The sequence below is a fragment of the Pseudomonas sp. PAMC25584 genome, assembly GCF_058135675.1.
Window position 1 is genome coordinate 6,111,294 of record NZ_CM176870.1, and the last position, 16,391, is coordinate 6,127,684.

Annotated in this window: 14 protein-coding genes; 11 read left to right on the forward strand and 3 right to left on the reverse strand. The window is 62.1% G+C overall.

Annotated elements, in window-relative coordinates; genetic code table 11:
* Positions 1 to 5: 5 nt before the first annotated feature.
* The 3 genes from tssK to tagH are packed head-to-tail and all read right to left on the reverse strand — an operon-like array spanning position 6 to position 3,242.
* Entirely contained in the window at positions 6 to 1,340 is a 1,335-nt protein-coding gene (gene tssK, locus ACS5Q8_RS28700; protein WP_276195468.1) for a type VI secretion system baseplate subunit TssK, read from the reverse strand.
* A gap of 18 nt (positions 1,341 to 1,358) precedes the next feature.
* Entirely contained in the window at positions 1,359 to 1,868 is a 510-nt protein-coding gene (gene tssJ, locus ACS5Q8_RS28705; RefSeq protein ID WP_276195469.1) for a type VI secretion system lipoprotein TssJ, read from the reverse strand.
* A gap of 45 nt (positions 1,869 to 1,913) precedes the next feature.
* Positions 1,914 to 3,242 carry a type VI secretion system-associated FHA domain protein TagH gene (tagH, locus tag ACS5Q8_RS28710; protein ID WP_276195470.1) on the reverse strand — a complete coding sequence of 443 codons (1,329 nt, stop codon included), beginning with the start codon at positions 3,240 to 3,242 and terminating at the stop codon, positions 1,914 to 1,916.
* Between the two features lie 393 nt (positions 3,243 to 3,635).
* Between tagH and tssA the strand changes: the two genes are divergently transcribed.
* The 11 genes from tssA (at position 3,636) to ACS5Q8_RS28765 (ending at position 16,368) form a co-directional block, all read left to right on the forward strand.
* Positions 3,636 to 4,658 (forward strand): type VI secretion system protein TssA, encoded by a 1,023-nt coding sequence (tssA, locus tag ACS5Q8_RS28715; RefSeq protein ID WP_276195471.1) that lies wholly within the window; start codon positions 3,636 to 3,638, stop codon positions 4,656 to 4,658.
* A gap of 54 nt (positions 4,659 to 4,712) precedes the next feature.
* The gene (gene tssB, locus ACS5Q8_RS28720; protein ID WP_247406909.1) at positions 4,713 to 5,219 is read left to right on the forward strand and encodes a type VI secretion system contractile sheath small subunit; all 507 of its coding nucleotides are present in this window, start codon (positions 4,713 to 4,715) and stop codon (positions 5,217 to 5,219) included.
* Positions 5,220 to 5,221: 2 nt separating this feature from the next.
* Positions 5,222 to 6,718: a type VI secretion system contractile sheath large subunit gene (gene tssC / locus ACS5Q8_RS28725; protein WP_276195472.1), complete on the forward strand. Its 1,497-nt coding sequence runs from the start codon at positions 5,222 to 5,224 to the stop codon at positions 6,716 to 6,718.
* A gap of 90 nt (positions 6,719 to 6,808) precedes the next feature.
* Positions 6,809 to 7,297, forward strand: a complete 489-nt coding sequence (locus tag ACS5Q8_RS28730; RefSeq protein ID WP_247406914.1) for an Hcp family type VI secretion system effector — start codon at positions 6,809 to 6,811, stop codon at positions 7,295 to 7,297.
* Positions 7,298 to 7,378: 81 nt separating this feature from the next.
* Positions 7,379 to 7,831: a type VI secretion system amidase effector protein Tae4 gene (locus tag ACS5Q8_RS28735; protein WP_276195473.1), complete on the forward strand. Its 453-nt coding sequence runs from the start codon at positions 7,379 to 7,381 to the stop codon at positions 7,829 to 7,831.
* Positions 7,831 to 8,256 (forward strand): hypothetical protein, encoded by a 426-nt coding sequence (locus tag ACS5Q8_RS28740; RefSeq protein ID WP_276195474.1) that lies wholly within the window; start codon positions 7,831 to 7,833, stop codon positions 8,254 to 8,256. Before ACS5Q8_RS28735 ends, ACS5Q8_RS28740 begins: the two co-directional genes overlap by 1 nt.
* Positions 8,250 to 8,765 carry a type VI secretion system baseplate subunit TssE gene (gene tssE / locus ACS5Q8_RS28745; RefSeq protein ID WP_276195475.1) on the forward strand — a complete coding sequence of 172 codons (516 nt, stop codon included), beginning with the start codon at positions 8,250 to 8,252 and terminating at the stop codon, positions 8,763 to 8,765. Before ACS5Q8_RS28740 ends, tssE begins: the two co-directional genes overlap by 7 nt.
* Complete coding sequence (gene tssF / locus ACS5Q8_RS28750) at positions 8,762 to 10,621, forward strand: type VI secretion system baseplate subunit TssF (RefSeq protein ID WP_443696233.1); 1,860 nt, start codon at positions 8,762 to 8,764, stop codon at positions 10,619 to 10,621. Before tssE ends, tssF begins: the two co-directional genes overlap by 4 nt.
* Complete coding sequence (tssG, locus tag ACS5Q8_RS28755) at positions 10,585 to 11,628, forward strand: type VI secretion system baseplate subunit TssG (protein WP_465159683.1); 1,044 nt, start codon at positions 10,585 to 10,587, stop codon at positions 11,626 to 11,628. Before tssF ends, tssG begins: the two co-directional genes overlap by 37 nt.
* Entirely contained in the window at positions 11,621 to 14,278 is a 2,658-nt protein-coding gene (gene tssH, locus ACS5Q8_RS28760) for a type VI secretion system ATPase TssH (RefSeq protein WP_443696234.1), read from the forward strand. Before tssG ends, tssH begins: the two co-directional genes overlap by 8 nt.
* A gap of 158 nt (positions 14,279 to 14,436) precedes the next feature.
* Positions 14,437 to 16,368 (forward strand): type VI secretion system Vgr family protein, encoded by a 1,932-nt coding sequence (locus tag ACS5Q8_RS28765; RefSeq protein WP_276195479.1) that lies wholly within the window; start codon positions 14,437 to 14,439, stop codon positions 16,366 to 16,368.
* The last annotated feature ends 23 nt before the right edge of the window (positions 16,369 to 16,391 follow it).

Sequence of the window (16,391 nt, forward strand, 5' to 3'; positions counted from 1 at the left end):
GCGGATTATCCTCGGATCGCCCAGAAGGCCAGGTTCAAGCCCGGGAACTGCCCGGCGATATGGAAGGCGAAACCACCGGAATTGCTCAACTGCTGCCAGTGCTCGCTGCCCCGGTCCAGCTCGTAATAGGTCGAGCCTGCGTGGTACGGCAGTTGGCGCGGCGCCACGGGCAACGGCAGCAGGCCGATGCCAGGCAATTGCAGGTTGACCAGGTCGCGAATGTGCTCCACCGAGCCGACCTTGCTCTGCTGGCCGAAGCGCGCGCGCAGGGTTTCGCCGGGCACATCGGCGCGCACCACGAGGATGAAACTGGCGCTGTCGATCAGGGTTTTGTCGGCGAGCATCGCCACGTGGATGCCGTAGGCTTTCTCGACAATCGGGATCGGTGTGGCCTTGCTGTCGATCAACATCGACAGCGCTTCACGCAGAGCCTGCATCACCGGGGCAAAGCTCAGGGCCAGGTCGTCGTGCTGGTACTGCGGGTATTCCTGGGGGCGCCGGCCGGCGGTGGAAAAGGTGGCAAACTCACCCGCCAGGCTGACCAGTTCACTGAACAAACGCTCCGGGTGCAGCGGGCTCAGTTGGCTGAGGTGCTGGATCAGCGGTTGGGCACGGTTGACCAGTTGCAACAGCATGAAGTCGGCGATCTCCGACGCGCCGCCCGCGCCCGAAGCGACCACGCGCCCGGCCAGGGCTTCGCCGCGCTGGTGCAGCAGGCCGAGCAGTTCGCTGCGAAACGCCGTCAGCGGTTTGCTGGCGGCCACGTCGAGTACCGGCGGGATGTAGCTGTCGTCGAGGACCAGCGCACGGTCGGCGCGTTTTTCCTTGATACGTACCAGGCCGATCGCGGCGTAATCGCTGATGCCGTCCTGCGCAGTCAGCAGGCGCAGCGCGCGGGAACCGACGGCCACCGGGGCGCGGTTCTCGAACGGTGCGTTGTCGTCGCGCACTTCGCGCACCTGGCTCACGTAGCGGGCAGCGCCAAGCTCTTCGCCGTCGTCGACGGTGTCGCGGGCCCCCGCGCGCTTGAGCGGCAACGCCAGGTAGACCAGGCCGTCGCGCAGGCTGTCGTCGATATTCAGCGGGCTGGGCGCCAGGTCATCCTGGGGAATATTGAACGGCGTGCCATCGGGCAGCAGGCCGCGTGCCGACACAATCGCCAGCTTGCCCTGGGCCAGCAGGCCCTGATCGATCAGCAACTCGGAAAACCCCCAGGCGCCGGCGGACAACGGGCGACTGCGGGCGTCGATCAGGTTTTCCAGGTAACGGTCATGCTGCTGGAAGTGCTGCGTTCCAATGAACATGCCTTCCGACCAGACCACGCGATTGTTCCAGGACATGGGGGCTCCGATTGCTTGTTATTGGGCTGGGCTGGATGGGGAAACCACGACGTCCGCACGCACGGCGCGCACATCGAGGCTGATCTGGTATTCGGTGTATTGGCGCGGCGGCACGTTGAGCACCGTGCGCCATTGCGCGCGGTCCAGCTCGCGATAGCCCACCAACAGGCCGATCTGGCGGGTGGACGGGTCGAGGTCGCGCTGGATGCTCAGTTGCTGGCCGGGCTGCACCGTCACTTCGTCCTGGTCCAGCAGGTCGAGGCCAAGGGTGGATTGCGCGCGGTCAGCCAGGGCGAAGTAATCCGAACGGCTGAAGGTGGCGGCGTTTTTCAGTTCGAAAATCCGCACCCGCACCGGGGCGGCCTGGCCGTTGGCGCCGGGGTTAAGCCCGGCAATCGCATGAAAGTGCAACTCGACGGCAGCGGTGTTCGCTTCGGCCGAGGCCGCGGCTTCGGGTTTGACAGCATCCTTGGCGCACGCTGTCAGCATCAGCAGGGTGGCTACTGCGAGTAAAAACCTGGGAATCATCCTTCGTCCTCAATGACGTACTTAGCTTTCCGTTTTATCCATGCTTCAGCGACGCTGTCGTGCGCTGTGCTCTTCATAGGCTCGGCTGAATTCGCGGCCGAACAGGTCCTGGAAATCTTCCTGGGCCTCGCGGGAAATATTGCCGTAGAGCTCGGTGAACTGCTGCCAGTACTGGGCCTGGCGCGAGCCGCTGAACAGGCTCGACAGCCCGCCGGGCTTGCCCATGCGCTCTTCCAACTGTGCCGGCTCGAAGCGACTGAGCAGATGTTTGATCGCCGCTTCCACACCGGCCATTACTGCCAACTGGTGAGCGCGCAGATCGTCGAAACTGTCGCGCACCGCGATGTCCGGCGCCATAAACGCCTGGTTGCCATGACGAAGCAGCAGCAGTAACGCTTCGTCGGCATTCGGGGCGAATTTCAACGGATTGTTTTCCGCTGGCTGGATCATCGTTTGCTGCATGCGGAACTCGCCCTTGAGGCTCGCGCGAGCGCGCAACACGTCAATCAGGCCGTCGACCATCAGCCGGTAGCTGCGGCCGATGCTTTCCATCTGGGCTTCGGCCTGGGCCTTGTCCAGGCGCAGTTGGTCCAGGCCGGCACCGCGCAGGAAGGCTTGCAAAAGATCGGGTTGTTGGCTGTCGGCCACGGGGAGCAAGGGCTCAACCACGGGTGGCGGCGGGACAACGGCGGCGGGAGATGGCGGTGGCGGTGCGCTGACCAAGGGAGCTGGCGTGTCGCCAAACAGGTCCCAATCTTCGGGAATGACCGAGCCCGACACGGCAGGTGGCGGGACAACCGGCACGGCCACCGGGGTCGGCGGGCGAAAATCATGTTGCTCGCAAGGCACGTGATCGGCCACGGTCGGCGGCGGCACAGCGGTCGGGCTGAGGAAATCAAACAGGTCCGGCAGGGTGTCCATCGACGACGCGCCCTGGAACTGGGGGGCGATCACCGGCGCGGCTGCCGGTTTACTCACGACGGCGCCCATCAGCGCCTCGAAACTGTTCGGGGAATCACCGGCAAACGGCTGGCTATCCACGGCTTGCACATTGAAATCGATGCGCGCCTGGATTTCGTAATCACCGATGCGGATCAGTTCGCCATCCTGCAAAGGCTCGCTATTACCCCGACGCAGACGGATGCCGGCGTTAACCAACTCCACACCATTTGTGCTGTTATCGGTTAAATAATATCGACCATCTTTGTATTGAATTACACAATGCTGCGAGGAAACCAGACGCTCAGGATCAGGCAATACCCAGTCATTATCCGAGCTGCGGCCGATCGCCATCGAGCCCTGGCTCAAGGATTTTTCGGCACACTGCCCAGGGGTAATCTTGTGATAACTAGTGATAGTCAAACACAGCGACATCTTGCCTCCTTGCTGATACTTCGCGCGCAGTCGATTCCCGGCGGCAACCTTTCCCGAGGGGTCCCGTCAGGTGGTGCGAACGGCTGTTATAACCTGCTTTTTACAGCATGATCACTGATCTTAACCGGCGTCTGTGAGAAAAATCCTGTTTTAGTACGCCTCCTGACTTATCAGTCGAGCAGGTTGCTAAACACCGCACATCTGTCACAGAGGGCGAATAGCTTACCTTGACAAGCCATAACTACTACACCAAAAATGCACAACTTCTTGAATACCAGTGATGGCACATTAGTGGCGTCGCACTTATATGACCAAGAAAACATGCAAAGTTCATCACGCAACTAATGCATGAATTGCCCGCCATCTAACGGGCCGATAGGGAGATCGATTTCAGTGGATGTGCCGTTGCTGCTCGCTGCCGTTTCCGCGACTTCGCCATGTGGCGAAGACATGGAATATGACGCGCAATTTCTACAATTGGAACGTGACGCCAAGGGTCAGCCCGAGCGCAGCATGGGCGACTCCATCCTCCCTGCCGAACCGCCGGACTGGCGCAGCATCCAGCAGCAAAGCCTCGACTTATTGCAACGCAGCAAAGACCTGCGCATCACCCATTTTCTGCTGCAAAGCGCCCTCGCCCTCCAGGGTGTGGCCGGGCTGGCCGACGCGCTCACGCTGATCAACGCACTGCTGCGCGAATACTGGGCCGACCTGCATCCGCACCTGGATGCCGACGACGATAACGACCCCACCGTGCGCATCAACGCCCTGTCCGGCTTGACCAGCGACGCGACGATTCGCCTGCTGCGCGAAAGCATCCTCACGCGCTCGCGCACCTTCGGCCCCGTGAGCCTGCGCGCCGCGCTGAACGCCAGCGGCCTGATGAGTTTCCCCGACGAACAACTCGGCGCCCAGCAGCTCAACGCCGCGTTCCTCGACAGCGACCCCGAGCAACTGCAAGCCACCCGCGACGCCTTGAGCAGCGCGCGTGCCGCCTGCGAAGCCATCGAACAACAGGTCAGCGACCAGGTCGGCTCGGCCCAGGGCGTCGACCTCAGCCTGTTGAAACAACCGCTCAAGCAGGCGCTGCAGATCCTCAGTCAGTTTGTCCCGAGCAGCGAGACCGACAGCCGCGAACCCGAGGCCGTCAGTGACGACAATGCCCCCTCGGTCGACTTCGCCGCCGCCCCTGTCGCACCGCGCCCCAGCGGCGATATCACCAACCGCGATGACGTGCTGCGCAGCCTCGACAAGATCCTTGCGTACTACAGCCGTCACGAGCCTTCGAGCCCACTGCCGGTGCTGTTGAACCGCGCAAAGCACCTGGTGCATGCCGACTTCGCGGCCATCGTGCGTAATCTGATTCCCGACGGCATGTCCCAATTTGAAAACCTGCGTGGCCCGGACGGCGAGTAAGCCGACCAACCGTGCAGTAACAATACCGTCGCTCAAGCGACCAGGAGCAGCAACGTGGCGAAGCAAAGTTCTCAGAAATTCATCGCGCGCAACCGCGCGCCTCGAGTGCAGATCGAGTACGACGTCGAGCTCTACGGCGCCGAGAAAAAGGTCCAGCTGCCCTTCGTGATGGGTGTGATGGCCGACCTCGCCGGTAAACCCGCCGAGCCGCTCGCGCCCGTGGCCGACCGCAAGTTCCTTGAAGTGGACGTCGACAATTTCGACTCGCGCCTCAAGGCCATGCAGCCACGCGTAGCGTTCCACGTACCCAACGAACTGACCGGCGAAGGCAACCTGAGCCTGGACATCACCTTCGAAAGCATGGACGACTTCAGCCCAGCCGCCGTGGCCCGCAAGGTCGACGCGCTGAGCAAGCTGCTCGAAGCCCGCACCCAGTTGGCCAACCTGCTGACCTACATGGACGGCAAGACCGGCGCTGAAGAAATCATCATGAAAGCGATCAAGGACCCAGCATTGCTGCAGGCCCTTGCGAGCGCGCCGAAGCCGGCAGGGGACCAATAATCATGACCGAGAATACCGTTCGCGAAAACGCTCAAAACCTGGGCGCCACCGAAGAAACCAGCGAGTTCGCCTCGCTGTTGCTGCAAGAATTCAAACCGAAGACCGAGCGTGCCCGCGAAGCCGTGGAAACCGCCGTGCGCACCCTGGCCGAACAGGCGTTGGCACAGACGGACCTGGTGTCCAACGACGCGATCAAGTCGATCGAATCGATCATCGCCGCCATCGACGCCAAGCTCACCGCCCAAGTCAACCAGATCATCCACCACCAGGATTTCCAGCAGTTGGAAAGCGCCTGGCGTGGCCTGCACTACCTGGTCAACAACACCGAGAGCGATGAGCAACTGAAGATTCGCGTGCTCAACATCTCCAAGCCGGACCTGCACAAGACCCTGAAGAAATTCAAGGGCACCGCTTGGGACCAGAGCCCGATCTTCAAGAAGATGTACGAAGAAGAATACGGCCAGTTCGGCGGCGAACCTTACGGTTGCCTGGTCGGCGACTACTACTTCGACCAGTCGCCACCGGATGTCGAGTTGCTGGGCGAGTTGTCCAAAGTCTGTGCCGCCATGCACGCCCCCTTCATCGCTGCGGCCTCGCCGACCGTGATGGGCATGGGCTCGTGGCAGGAACTGTCGAACCCGCGCGACCTGACCAAGATCTTCACCACCCCGGAATACGCCGGCTGGCGCTCGCTGCGTGAATCGGAAGACTCGCGCTACATCGGCCTGACCATGCCGCGCTTCCTCGCGCGCCTGCCGTATGGCGCCAAGACCGACCCGGTGGAAGCCTTCGCCTTCGAAGAAAACACCGACGGCGCCGACAGCTCCAAGTACACCTGGGCCAACGCCGCCTACGCGATGGCGGTGAACATCAACCGTTCGTTCAAACACTACGGCTGGTGCTCGCGCATCCGAGGCGTGGAATCCGGCGGTGAAGTGGAAAACCTGCCGGCCCACACGTTCCCTACCGATGACGGTGGTGTGGACATGAAGTGCCCGACCGAAATCGCCATCAGCGACCGCCGTGAAGCGGAGCTGGCGAAGAACGGCTTCATGCCGCTGCTGCACAAGAAAAACACCGATTTCGCCGCGTTCATTGGCGCGCAGTCGCTGCAGAAGCCGGCCGAGTATGACGACCCGGACGCCACCGCCAACGCCAACCTGGCTGCGCGCCTGCCGTACCTGTTCGCCACCTGCCGTTTCGCGCACTACTTGAAGTGCATCGTGCGCGACAAGATCGGTTCCTTCAAAGAGAAGGACGAAATGCAACGCTGGTTGCAGGACTGGATCCTCAACTACGTCGACGGCGACCCGGCGCACTCCACCGAAACCACCAAGGCCCAGCACCCGTTGGCTGCCGCCGAAGTGATCGTGGAAGACGTCGAAGGCAACCCGGGTTACTACAACTCCAAGTTCTACCTGCGCCCGCACTACCAGCTCGAAGGGCTGACCGTGTCGCTGCGCCTGGTATCGAAACTGCCTTCGGCGAAAAGCGCATAACTAGCGGCTGAACTTGCTCTTCTGTGGGAGGGGCTTGCCCCCTCCCACAAAAAACCAAATCGAGTGGCCGAGTCCACACAGGGAGAAAACATGGCTGTTGATATTTTCATCAAGATTGGCGACATCAAGGGCGAGTCCATGGACAAAGCCCACAAGGACGAAATCGACGTGCTGAACTGGAGCTGGGGCATGTCCCAGTCCGGCAACATGCACGTAGGCGGTGGCGGCGGCGCAGGCAAGGTGAACATCCAAGACCTGTCGCTGACCAAGTACGTCGACAAATCCTCGCCGAACCTGATGATGCACTGCGCCAGCGGCAAACACATCGACAAGGTCAAGCTGACCGTGCGCAAGGCCGGTGGCGAAAGCCAGGTCGAGTACATGGTGATCAACCTGGAAGAAGTGCTGGTCACGTCCCTGAGCACCGGTGGTTCGGGCTCCGATGATCGCCTGACCGAAAACGTCACCCTGAACTTCGCCCAAGTGATGGTCGACTACCAGCCACAGAAAGCCGACGGCACCAAAGACGGCGGCGCGATCAAGTTTGGCTGGAACATCCGCTCCAACACCAAGCGCTGATATGAACACCCCCTGGCGCCATGCGCCGGGGGGGTTTGGTGCGTGCTCACATTCGACCCCTTCTTTTTCGGTATCTGAGTCATGGCCAAACCTTCGTTTATTAATGTGTGGAAGGCGTATTCCGATCTTTTAGTTACGTACCCGAAAGCAGATCCTTGCAATGGCCCTTGGGCCAATCAATGCGCTATCCGCATGAGTCTGGCGCTCAACGCCGAGCTGAGCATCAAGGTCAACAAATCTACCTATACGGAGCCCAAGTGTGCGCATGAACACGCCAGGGGTGCCGAGTCGTTGGCTAATTGGCTGTGGAAAAGGCATCTAGGACGACCCGCCATTCTGGGTAACACCGCCGAAGACCGTCGCACGCTGATGGGCAAAACCGGACTTATTTTTTTCAAGGATTGTTTCCAGCAATCAGGCGAGTCCCTGGATAACCGTACCGGCGATCATATTGATCTATGGAACCGAGGAATAACCCAAACCGGCGATCTCTTTTTCCGCTCCAGAGCTGTCTGGTTTTGGGAACTCACATAATGAAAAAACCATTGCTCGCCCTCTGCCTGACCATGAACGTGCTCAGTCTGAACGCACGCGCCGAACATACCGAAACGGCGACGATCGAGGCCGTGTTTGTTGGGCAACCCCTCAAACTGATCGATGACCAGGGTCAGTGCACGTTAGTCAACCCTGATCAAAGCCGTACAAAACTGGATATGGAATGGCCATGCAGCTTCAGCTTGGATAAACATCAGAAATTGCGCGTGGAGACATTCAACGGCGTCCCTATATTTTCAGTTTGGCGTGTTGAGCACATGCCTGCCCCGAGCCGCGACTGCTTGAACAAAATGCAGGCTATTCGCCAAATCCAAGGGCACCTAGAGGTGGCGCCGGTCAGCCTATCGGCATCCTGCGGTTGGGGTGGCGACCAAAAAATGTATGTGGCGCCCTTTACGTGGTAACCGAAATCGCCACCCGCGACCGTCTGCAACCGTCCCTGCTGGACCGGTTGACCGACGACGACCCGACCAATCCGAAGGAAAGCGCCGACAAACGCGTGCTGTCCCTGACCCAATTGAAAGCCTCGGTGCTGCGTGACCTGGCGTGGCTGCTCAACACCACGTCGCTGCTCGATGCCGATGCCACCCTGCACACCCCGGCCGGCACCTCGGTGGTCAATTACGGCCTGCCGGCACTGGCGGGCAACAGTGTTTCCAGCGTCGACATCAAAGCCCTGGAAACCCTCATCTATCAGGCGATCGCCACCTTTGAGCCACGTATTCTGCGCCACACCTTGCGCGTCAAAGCCCGTGTCGGCCATGGCGAGATGAACCACAACGCCCTGAGCTTCGAGATCGAAGGCGACCTGTGGGCGCAGCCGGTGCCGTTGCGCCTGCTGCTGCAAACCGACCTGGACCTGGAGTCGGGCCACGTGCGCGTGGTCAACGCCGACCAGCGGAGACGCCCATGAACCCGCGCCTGCTAGAGCTGTACAACCAGGAACTGCACCACGTGCGCGAAAGCGCCGCCGAGTTCGCCAAGGAATACCCGAAGATCGCCAGTCGGCTGAGCCTGTCCGGCATGGACTGCGCCGACCCCTACGTCGAACGCCTGCTCGAAGGCTTTGCCTACCTCACGGCCCGCGTGCAGCTCAAGCTCGACGCCGAGTACCCGACCTTCACCCACAACCTGCTGGAAATCGCCTACCCGCACTACCTGGCGCCGACCCCGTCGATGACCGTGGTGCAACTGCAGACCGACCCGGATGAAGGCTCCCTGGCCAGCGGCTTCCCGTTGCCGCGCGACACCGTCTTGCGCGCCGCGTTGGGCCGTGAAACCCAGACCTGTTGCGAGTACCGCACCGCTCACCCGGTGACGCTGTGGCCGTTGCAGGTCAGCCACGCCGAATACTTCGGCAACCCCGCCGCCGTGCTCGGGCGCCTGGCGGCCAGCGAGCCGAAAGCCAAGGCCGGTTTGCGCCTGACCCTGCGCACCGGCGCCGAGTTGCCGTTCAACAGCCTCGAACTGGACAACCTGCCGCTGTACCTCAGCGGCGCCGATGAGCAACCGTTCCGCCTCTACGAACAGTTGCTGGGCAACACCTGCGCGGTCTTTGCGCGCAAGCCGGGTGGCGATTGGGTCGAGCGCCTGCCGCAAGACGCGCTGCGCTCGCGGGGTTTTGACGACGCCGACGCGGCCATGCCCGTGGTGGCGCGGGCGTTCCAGGGCTATCGGCTGTTGCAGGAATACTTCGCCCTGCCCCACCGTTTCCTGTTCGTCGAGTTCGCCGAACTGCGCCGCGCAGTCAAACGTTGCAACGGCCAGGAACTGGAACTGATCGTGCTGTTCGACCGTCACGAACCGAGCCTGGAAGGCAGCGTCGGCGCCGCGCAGTTCCTGCCGTTCTGCACCCCGGCGATCAACCTGTTCCCGAAACGCGTGGACCGTATCCACTTGTCCGACCGGGTCAACGAACACCATGTGATCGCCGACCGCACGCGGCCGATGGACTTCGAGATTCACTCCCTGAGCGGCATCACTGGCCACGGCACGGGGCCGGAGCAGCCGTTCCTGCCGTTCTATGCGGTGCGCGACCCATCGCGCTATGGCCGCGACCAGGCGTACTACACCGTGCGCCGCGAGCCTCGGGTGTTGTCCAGCGACCAACGGCGCAACGGCCCGCGCTCCACCTACGTGGGCAGCGAAACCTTCGTCAGCCTGGTGGACAGCCAGCAAGCGCCGTACCGCCACGACCTGCGCCAACTCGGTGTGACAGCGCTGTGTACCAACCGCGACTTGCCGCTGTTCATGAGCGTGGGCAACGGCAAAACCGACTTCACCCTCGCCGACAGCGCCCCGGTGCTGGCCGTGCGCTGCGTCGCCGGGCCGAGCCGCCCGCGGGCCAGCCATGCCCATGACGCCAAGGCCTGGCGCCTGATCAGCCAGTTGTCGCTCAACTACTTGTCCCTGAGCGAACAGGGCCAGGGCGCGGGCGCCTTGCGCGAACTGTTGCGCCTGTATGGCGACAGCAACGACGCCGCCCTGCAATTGCAGATCGAAGGCCTGCGCGAAGTCAGCAGCAAAACGGTGACCCGGCGCCTGCCGATGCCCGGCCCGATCGTGTTTGGGCGCGGCCTGGAAATCACCTTGGAATTCGATGAAAACGCGTTTCGCGGCACCGGGGTGTTCCTGCTCGGTGCGGTACTGGAGCGCTTCCTGGCACGCTACGTGTCGATCAACAGCTTTACCGAGACGGTGATCCGTACCACCGAACGCGGCGAGATCATGCGATGGAAAGCCAAGCCCGGACGTCGTCCGACCCTGTGAGTACCCTGGATGCGATGCACCGGGAGCCCTGGGAATACGATTTCTTCCAGGCGCTGCGGCGTGTCGAGTGCGAATCGCCGGAGCTGCCGCGCCTGGGCCATTCCCTGCGCCTGGCGGATGACCCGCTGCGCCTCGGGCAACAGGCCGACTGCACCTTCGCACCGGCCACCCTGGCCTCGGTCGACCCCGGTGGCGACGGCAAGCCGGCGCGGCTGGAGCAGTTCTTTTTCGGCCTCGGCGGTCCCAACGGCCCGCTGCCGCTGCACATCACCGAATACGTGCGCGAGCGCCAGCGCAACAACGCCGACAGCACCAGCAAGCAGTTCCTGGATATCTTCCATCATCGCCTGTTGAGCCTGTTCTATCGCGCCTGGGCCGAGGCGCGGCCGACCGTCAGCCACGACCGCCCGGACGATGATTACTGGTCGGCGCGCCTCGCCGCCTTGAGCGGTCGGGGCATGCCGAGCCTGCTCAACCAGGGGCTGATCCCCGACACGGCAAAGCTGCATTACAGCGGCCACCTGTCAGCGCAAACCCGCTACCCGGATGGTTTGAAGGCGATCCTTGGCGAGTACTTCGGCCTGCCGGTAGAAATCGAAGAATACGTCGGCCAGTGGCTCGAACTGCCCGAACGCAGCCGCGTTGGTGTCAGCGCCAACCGGCTGGGCGTGGACTTCTGCCTGGGCAGCCACGTGTGGGACCGCCAGCATAAATTCCGTATCCGCCTGGGCCCGCTGAAACTTGATGATTACATGGGCATGCTGCCCGGCAGCCAGCCGTTCAACGAGCTGGTGGCCTGGGTGGCCGAGTACCTGGGCCATGAATTGGATTGGGACTTGAACCTGGTTCTGCAACAACCCGAAGTACCGGCGCTGCAACTCAACGGCCGGTTCCGCCTGGGCTTCAACACCTGGCTCGGCCGCCCTGCGGTTGATGCCAACGACCTAATCCTGGCCCGGCATTACGCCGATCACGCCACCACCTCAAGGAATCCAGAGCATGGGTGAAATCAGTCGCGCCGCACTGTTCGGCAAACTCAACAGCGTGGCCTACAAAGCCATCGAAGCCGCCACCGTGTTCTGCAAGCTGCGGGGCAACCCGTATGTGGAACTGGCCCACTGGTTTCACCAGTTGCTGCAACTGCAGGACTCGGACCTGCACCGCATCATCCGTCAGTTCAACGTGGAACCGGCACGCCTGGCCCGCGACCTGACCGAAGCCCTGGACCGCCTGCCCCGTGGCTCGACTTCGATCACCGACCTGTCCTCCCATGTGGAAGAAGCCGTGGAGCGCGGCTGGGTCTACGGCAGCCTGATGTTCGGCGAAAGCCAGGTGCGTACCGGGTATCTGGTGCTGGGCATTCTGAAGACGCCGAGCCTGCGCCATGCGCTGTTGGGCTTATCCTCGGAGTTCGACAAGATCAAGGCCGAAGCCCTGAGCGAACGCTTTGACGAGTACGTCGGCGACTCGCCGGAAAATGCCCTGAGCGCAAGCGACGGTTTCAACGCCGGCGCCGTTCCGGGCGAAGCCAGCGGTGCGATGGCGCCGAGTGCGATGGGCAAGCAGGAAGCGCTCAAGCGTTTCACTGTCGACCTGACCGAACAGGCGCGCAGCGGCAAGCTCGACCCGATCGTCGGCCGTGACGAAGAGATCCGCCAGTTGGTCGACATCCTCATGCGTCGACGCCAGAACAACCCGATCCTCACCGGTGAAGCCGGCGTCGGCAAAACCGCCGTGGTCGAAGGTTTCGCCCTGCGCATCGTCGCCGGTGACGTGCCGCCCGCGCTGAAAGACGTGGAACTGCGCAGCCTCGACGTCGGCCTGCTGCAAGCCGGCGCCAGCATGAAGGGCGAATTCGAACAGCGTCTGCGCCAGGTCATCGAAGACGTCCAGGCCTCGCCGAAGCCGATCATCCTGTTTATCGACGAAGCCCACACCCTGGTGGGTGCCGGTGGCGCCGCCGGAACCGGTGACGCAGCCAACCTGCTCAAGCCGGCCCTGGCCCGTGGCACCTTGCGTACCGTCGCCGCGACCACCTGGGCCGAGTACAAAAAGCACATCGAGAAAGACCCGGCCCTGACCCGCCGCTTCCAGGTGGTACAGGTGGCCGAACCGTCGGAAGACAAGGCGCTGCTGATGATGCGTGGCGTGGCCTCGACCATGGAGAAACACCATCAGGTGCAGGTCCTCGACGAAGCGCTGGAAGCCTCGGTGAAGCTGTCCCACCGTTACATCCCGGCGCGCCAGTTGCCGGATAAATCCGTCAGCCTGCTGGACACCGCCTGCGCCCGCGTGGCTATCAGCCTGCATGCGGTGCCGGCCGAAGTGGACGACAGCCGTCGCCGCATCGAAGCCCTGGAAACCGAGCTGCAAATCATCGCCCGCGAGCATGCGATCGGCATCGCCATCGGTGCGCGCCAGAGCAACAGCGAAGCCTTGCTGAGTGCCGAGCGCGAGCGCCTGGCCAGCCTGGAAAGCCGCTGGGCCGAAGAGAAAACCCTGGTGGATGAGTTGCTCGCTACCCGCGCCACGTTGCGTGAAAAAGCCGGCGTCGTGGACAGCGGCCACGATGAGTTGCGTGCGCAATTGGTCGACTTGCAACAGCGCCTCACCGCGCTCCAAGGCGAAACCCCGCTGATCCTGCCGACCGTGGATTACCAGGCCGTAGCCTCGGTCGTCGCCGACTGGACCGGCATCCCGGTCGGCCGCATGGCGCGCAACGAACTGGAAACCGTGCTCAACCTCGACCAGCACCTGAAAAAACGCATCATCGGCCAGGACCACGCCTTGCAGATGATAGCCAAGCGCATCCAGACCTCTCGCGCCGGCCTCGACAACCCGAGCAAGCCGATCGGCGTGTTCATGCTGGCCGGCACCTCCGGCGTGGGCAAGACCGAAACCGCCCTGGCCCTGGCCGAAGCCATGTACGGCGGCGAGCAGAACGTCATCACCATCAACATGAGCGAGTTCCAGGAAGCCCACACCGTGTCGACCCTCAAGGGCGCGCCACCGGGCTACATCGGCTACGGCGAAGGCGGCGTGCTAACCGAAGCGGTACGGCGCAAGCCCTACAGCGTGGTGCTGCTGGACGAGGTGGAAAAAGCCCACCCGGACGTGCATGAGATCTTCTTCCAGGTGTTCGACAAGGGCGTGATGGAAGACGGCGAAGGCCGGGTGATCGACTTCAAGAACACCCTGATCCTGCTGACCACCAACGCCGGCACCGAGTTGATTTCCCAGGTCTGCAAAGACCCGGCGAACATTCCCGAGCCGGAAGCCATCGCCAAGGCCCTGCGCCAGCCGCTGCTGGAAATTTTCCCGCCCGCCCTGCTCGGCCGACTGGTGACCATCCCGTATTACCCGCTGAGCGACGAGATGCTCAAGGCGATCACCCGCCTGCAACTCGATCGCATCAAGAAGCGTGTGCAGAACACACACAAAGTCGCCTTCGACTACGACGACGCGGTGGTCGATTTGATCGTCTCGCGCTGCACCGAGACCGAAAGCGGCGGGCGCATGATCGACACGATCCTTACCAACAGCCTGCTGCCGGACATGAGCCGTGAATTCCTCACGCGCATGCTCGAAGGCAAGGCGCTGGCGGGTGTGCGGATCAGTAGCCGGGATAATGAATTGCACTATCAGTTCAACGATTGACCTGACGAAACACGATCAAATGTGTGGGAGGGGGCTTGCCCCCGATAGCGGTGAATCAGTCACCACATGCATCAACTGACACACTGCTATCGGGGGCAAGCCCCCTCCCACATTTGCAGCCGGTTTCTTCAGCTATTACGCAATTTACGGGTTAACCGATGCTATTCAACCAAGCCTCACGCCTAGCCAAAATCACCAGCCCCCTCGGGCCGGACGTGCTGCTGCTCAATCAAATGGGCGGCGGCGAAGAGTTGGGTCGGCTGTTCACCTACGACCTGCAACTGACTTCCCTGGACGCCAACATCGACCTCAACCAGTTGCTCGGCAAGCCGATGAGCGTCGGCGTGCAACTGGCAGACGGCGGCGAGCGGCATTTCCACGGGATCGTCGCGCAGTGCAGCCAGAGCATCGACCAGGGCCAGTTCGCCAGCTACCAGGTGACGCTACGCCCGTGGCTGTGGTTGCTGAGCCGCACCTCGGACTGCCGGATTTTCCAGAACCTGGGCATCCCGCAGATCATCAAGCAGGTGTTCCGCGACCTGGGTTTTTCCGACTTCGAAGACGCCCTGAGCCGGCCATACCGCGAGTGGGAATACTGCGTGCAGTACCGCGAAACCAGCTTCGATTTCGTCAGCCGCTTGATGGAACAGGAAGGCATCTACTACTTCTTCCGACATGAACAGGACCGCCACGTGCTGGTGCTGGCCGATGCCTACGGCGCCCACACCACGGTGCCGGGCTACGCGTCGATTCCGTATTACCCCAAGGACGAGCAGCAACGCGAACGCGACCACATGCACAACTGGCACCTGGCGCAGCAAGTGCAGCCGGGCTCGCTGGAGCTCAACGACTACGACTTTCAGCGCCCCAGCGCCAGCATCGACGTGCGCTCGGCCATGCCGCGCCCGCACACCGCCGGCGACTACCCGCTGTACGACTACCCCGGCACCTACGTGCAAAGCGCGGACGGCGAACACTACGCGCGCACCCGCATCGAAGCGCTGCAAACCCTGCATGAACAAATCGAATTCAGCGGCAACGCCCGCGGCCTCGGCTCCGGCCACCTGTTCAGCCTCACCGGCTTCAGCCGCCAGGACCAGAACCGCGAATACCTGATCGTCGGCATCCGCTACAACATCCATCAGGAAAGCCTGGAAAGCGGCGGCGGCTCAAACTCTGCGCAGTACGAAAGCAGCCTCACCTGCATCGACGCCCAACAAAACTTCCGCCCGCTGGCCAACACCTATCGCCCTATCGTCAAAGGCCCGCAGACCGCCCTGGTAGTCGGCCCCAAAGGCGAAGAAATCTGGACCGACCAGTACGGCCGCGTGAAGGTGCATTTCCACTGGGACCGCCACGACCAATCCAACGAAAACAGCTCGTGCTGGATACGTGTGTCGCAGTCCTGGGCCGGCAAGAACTGGGGCTCGATGCAGATCCCACGGATCGGCCAGGAAGTGATTGTGAGCTTTCTGGAAGGCGACCCGGACCGGCCGATCATTACCGGGCGGGTGTACAACGCGGAGCAGACGGTGCCCTACAAACTGCCCGAAAATGCCACACAAAGTGGTATGAAAAGCCGCTCCAGCAAGGGCGGCTCACCCGCCAACTTCAACGAAATACGCATGGAGGACAAAAAAGGCGCCGAGCAACTCTATATCCACGCGGAGCGTAATCAGGATATTGCCGTAGAAAATGACGAAGGCCATTGGGTGGGTCACGACCGCCACAGCACTGTGGATCACAACGAGATGGTCAGAATCGGCAATGACCGCCTGCGCGCGGTGTTGGCTAACGATGCTTTGCATGTCGGCGGGGCCAAGAGCGACAGTATCAACACCCAATACCTGATCGAGGCAGGATCGCAAATTCGGCTGGTCTGTGGAAAGAGCGTGCTGGAGTTCAATGCCAGTGGCGAGATCAACATCTCGGGTACCGCGTTCAATATTTACGCCAGTGGTAACGGCAATATTGATACAGGCGGCCGGCTGGACCTCAATGCGGGTAATGCTTGTGCCGTGGATAACAAGGGTAAAGGCATCAAAAGCGTTATTGATGCAGCGGTGAAAGCCTTCTTTCCCAAACGCTGACAAGGCAGACAGAGCGCCTGCCC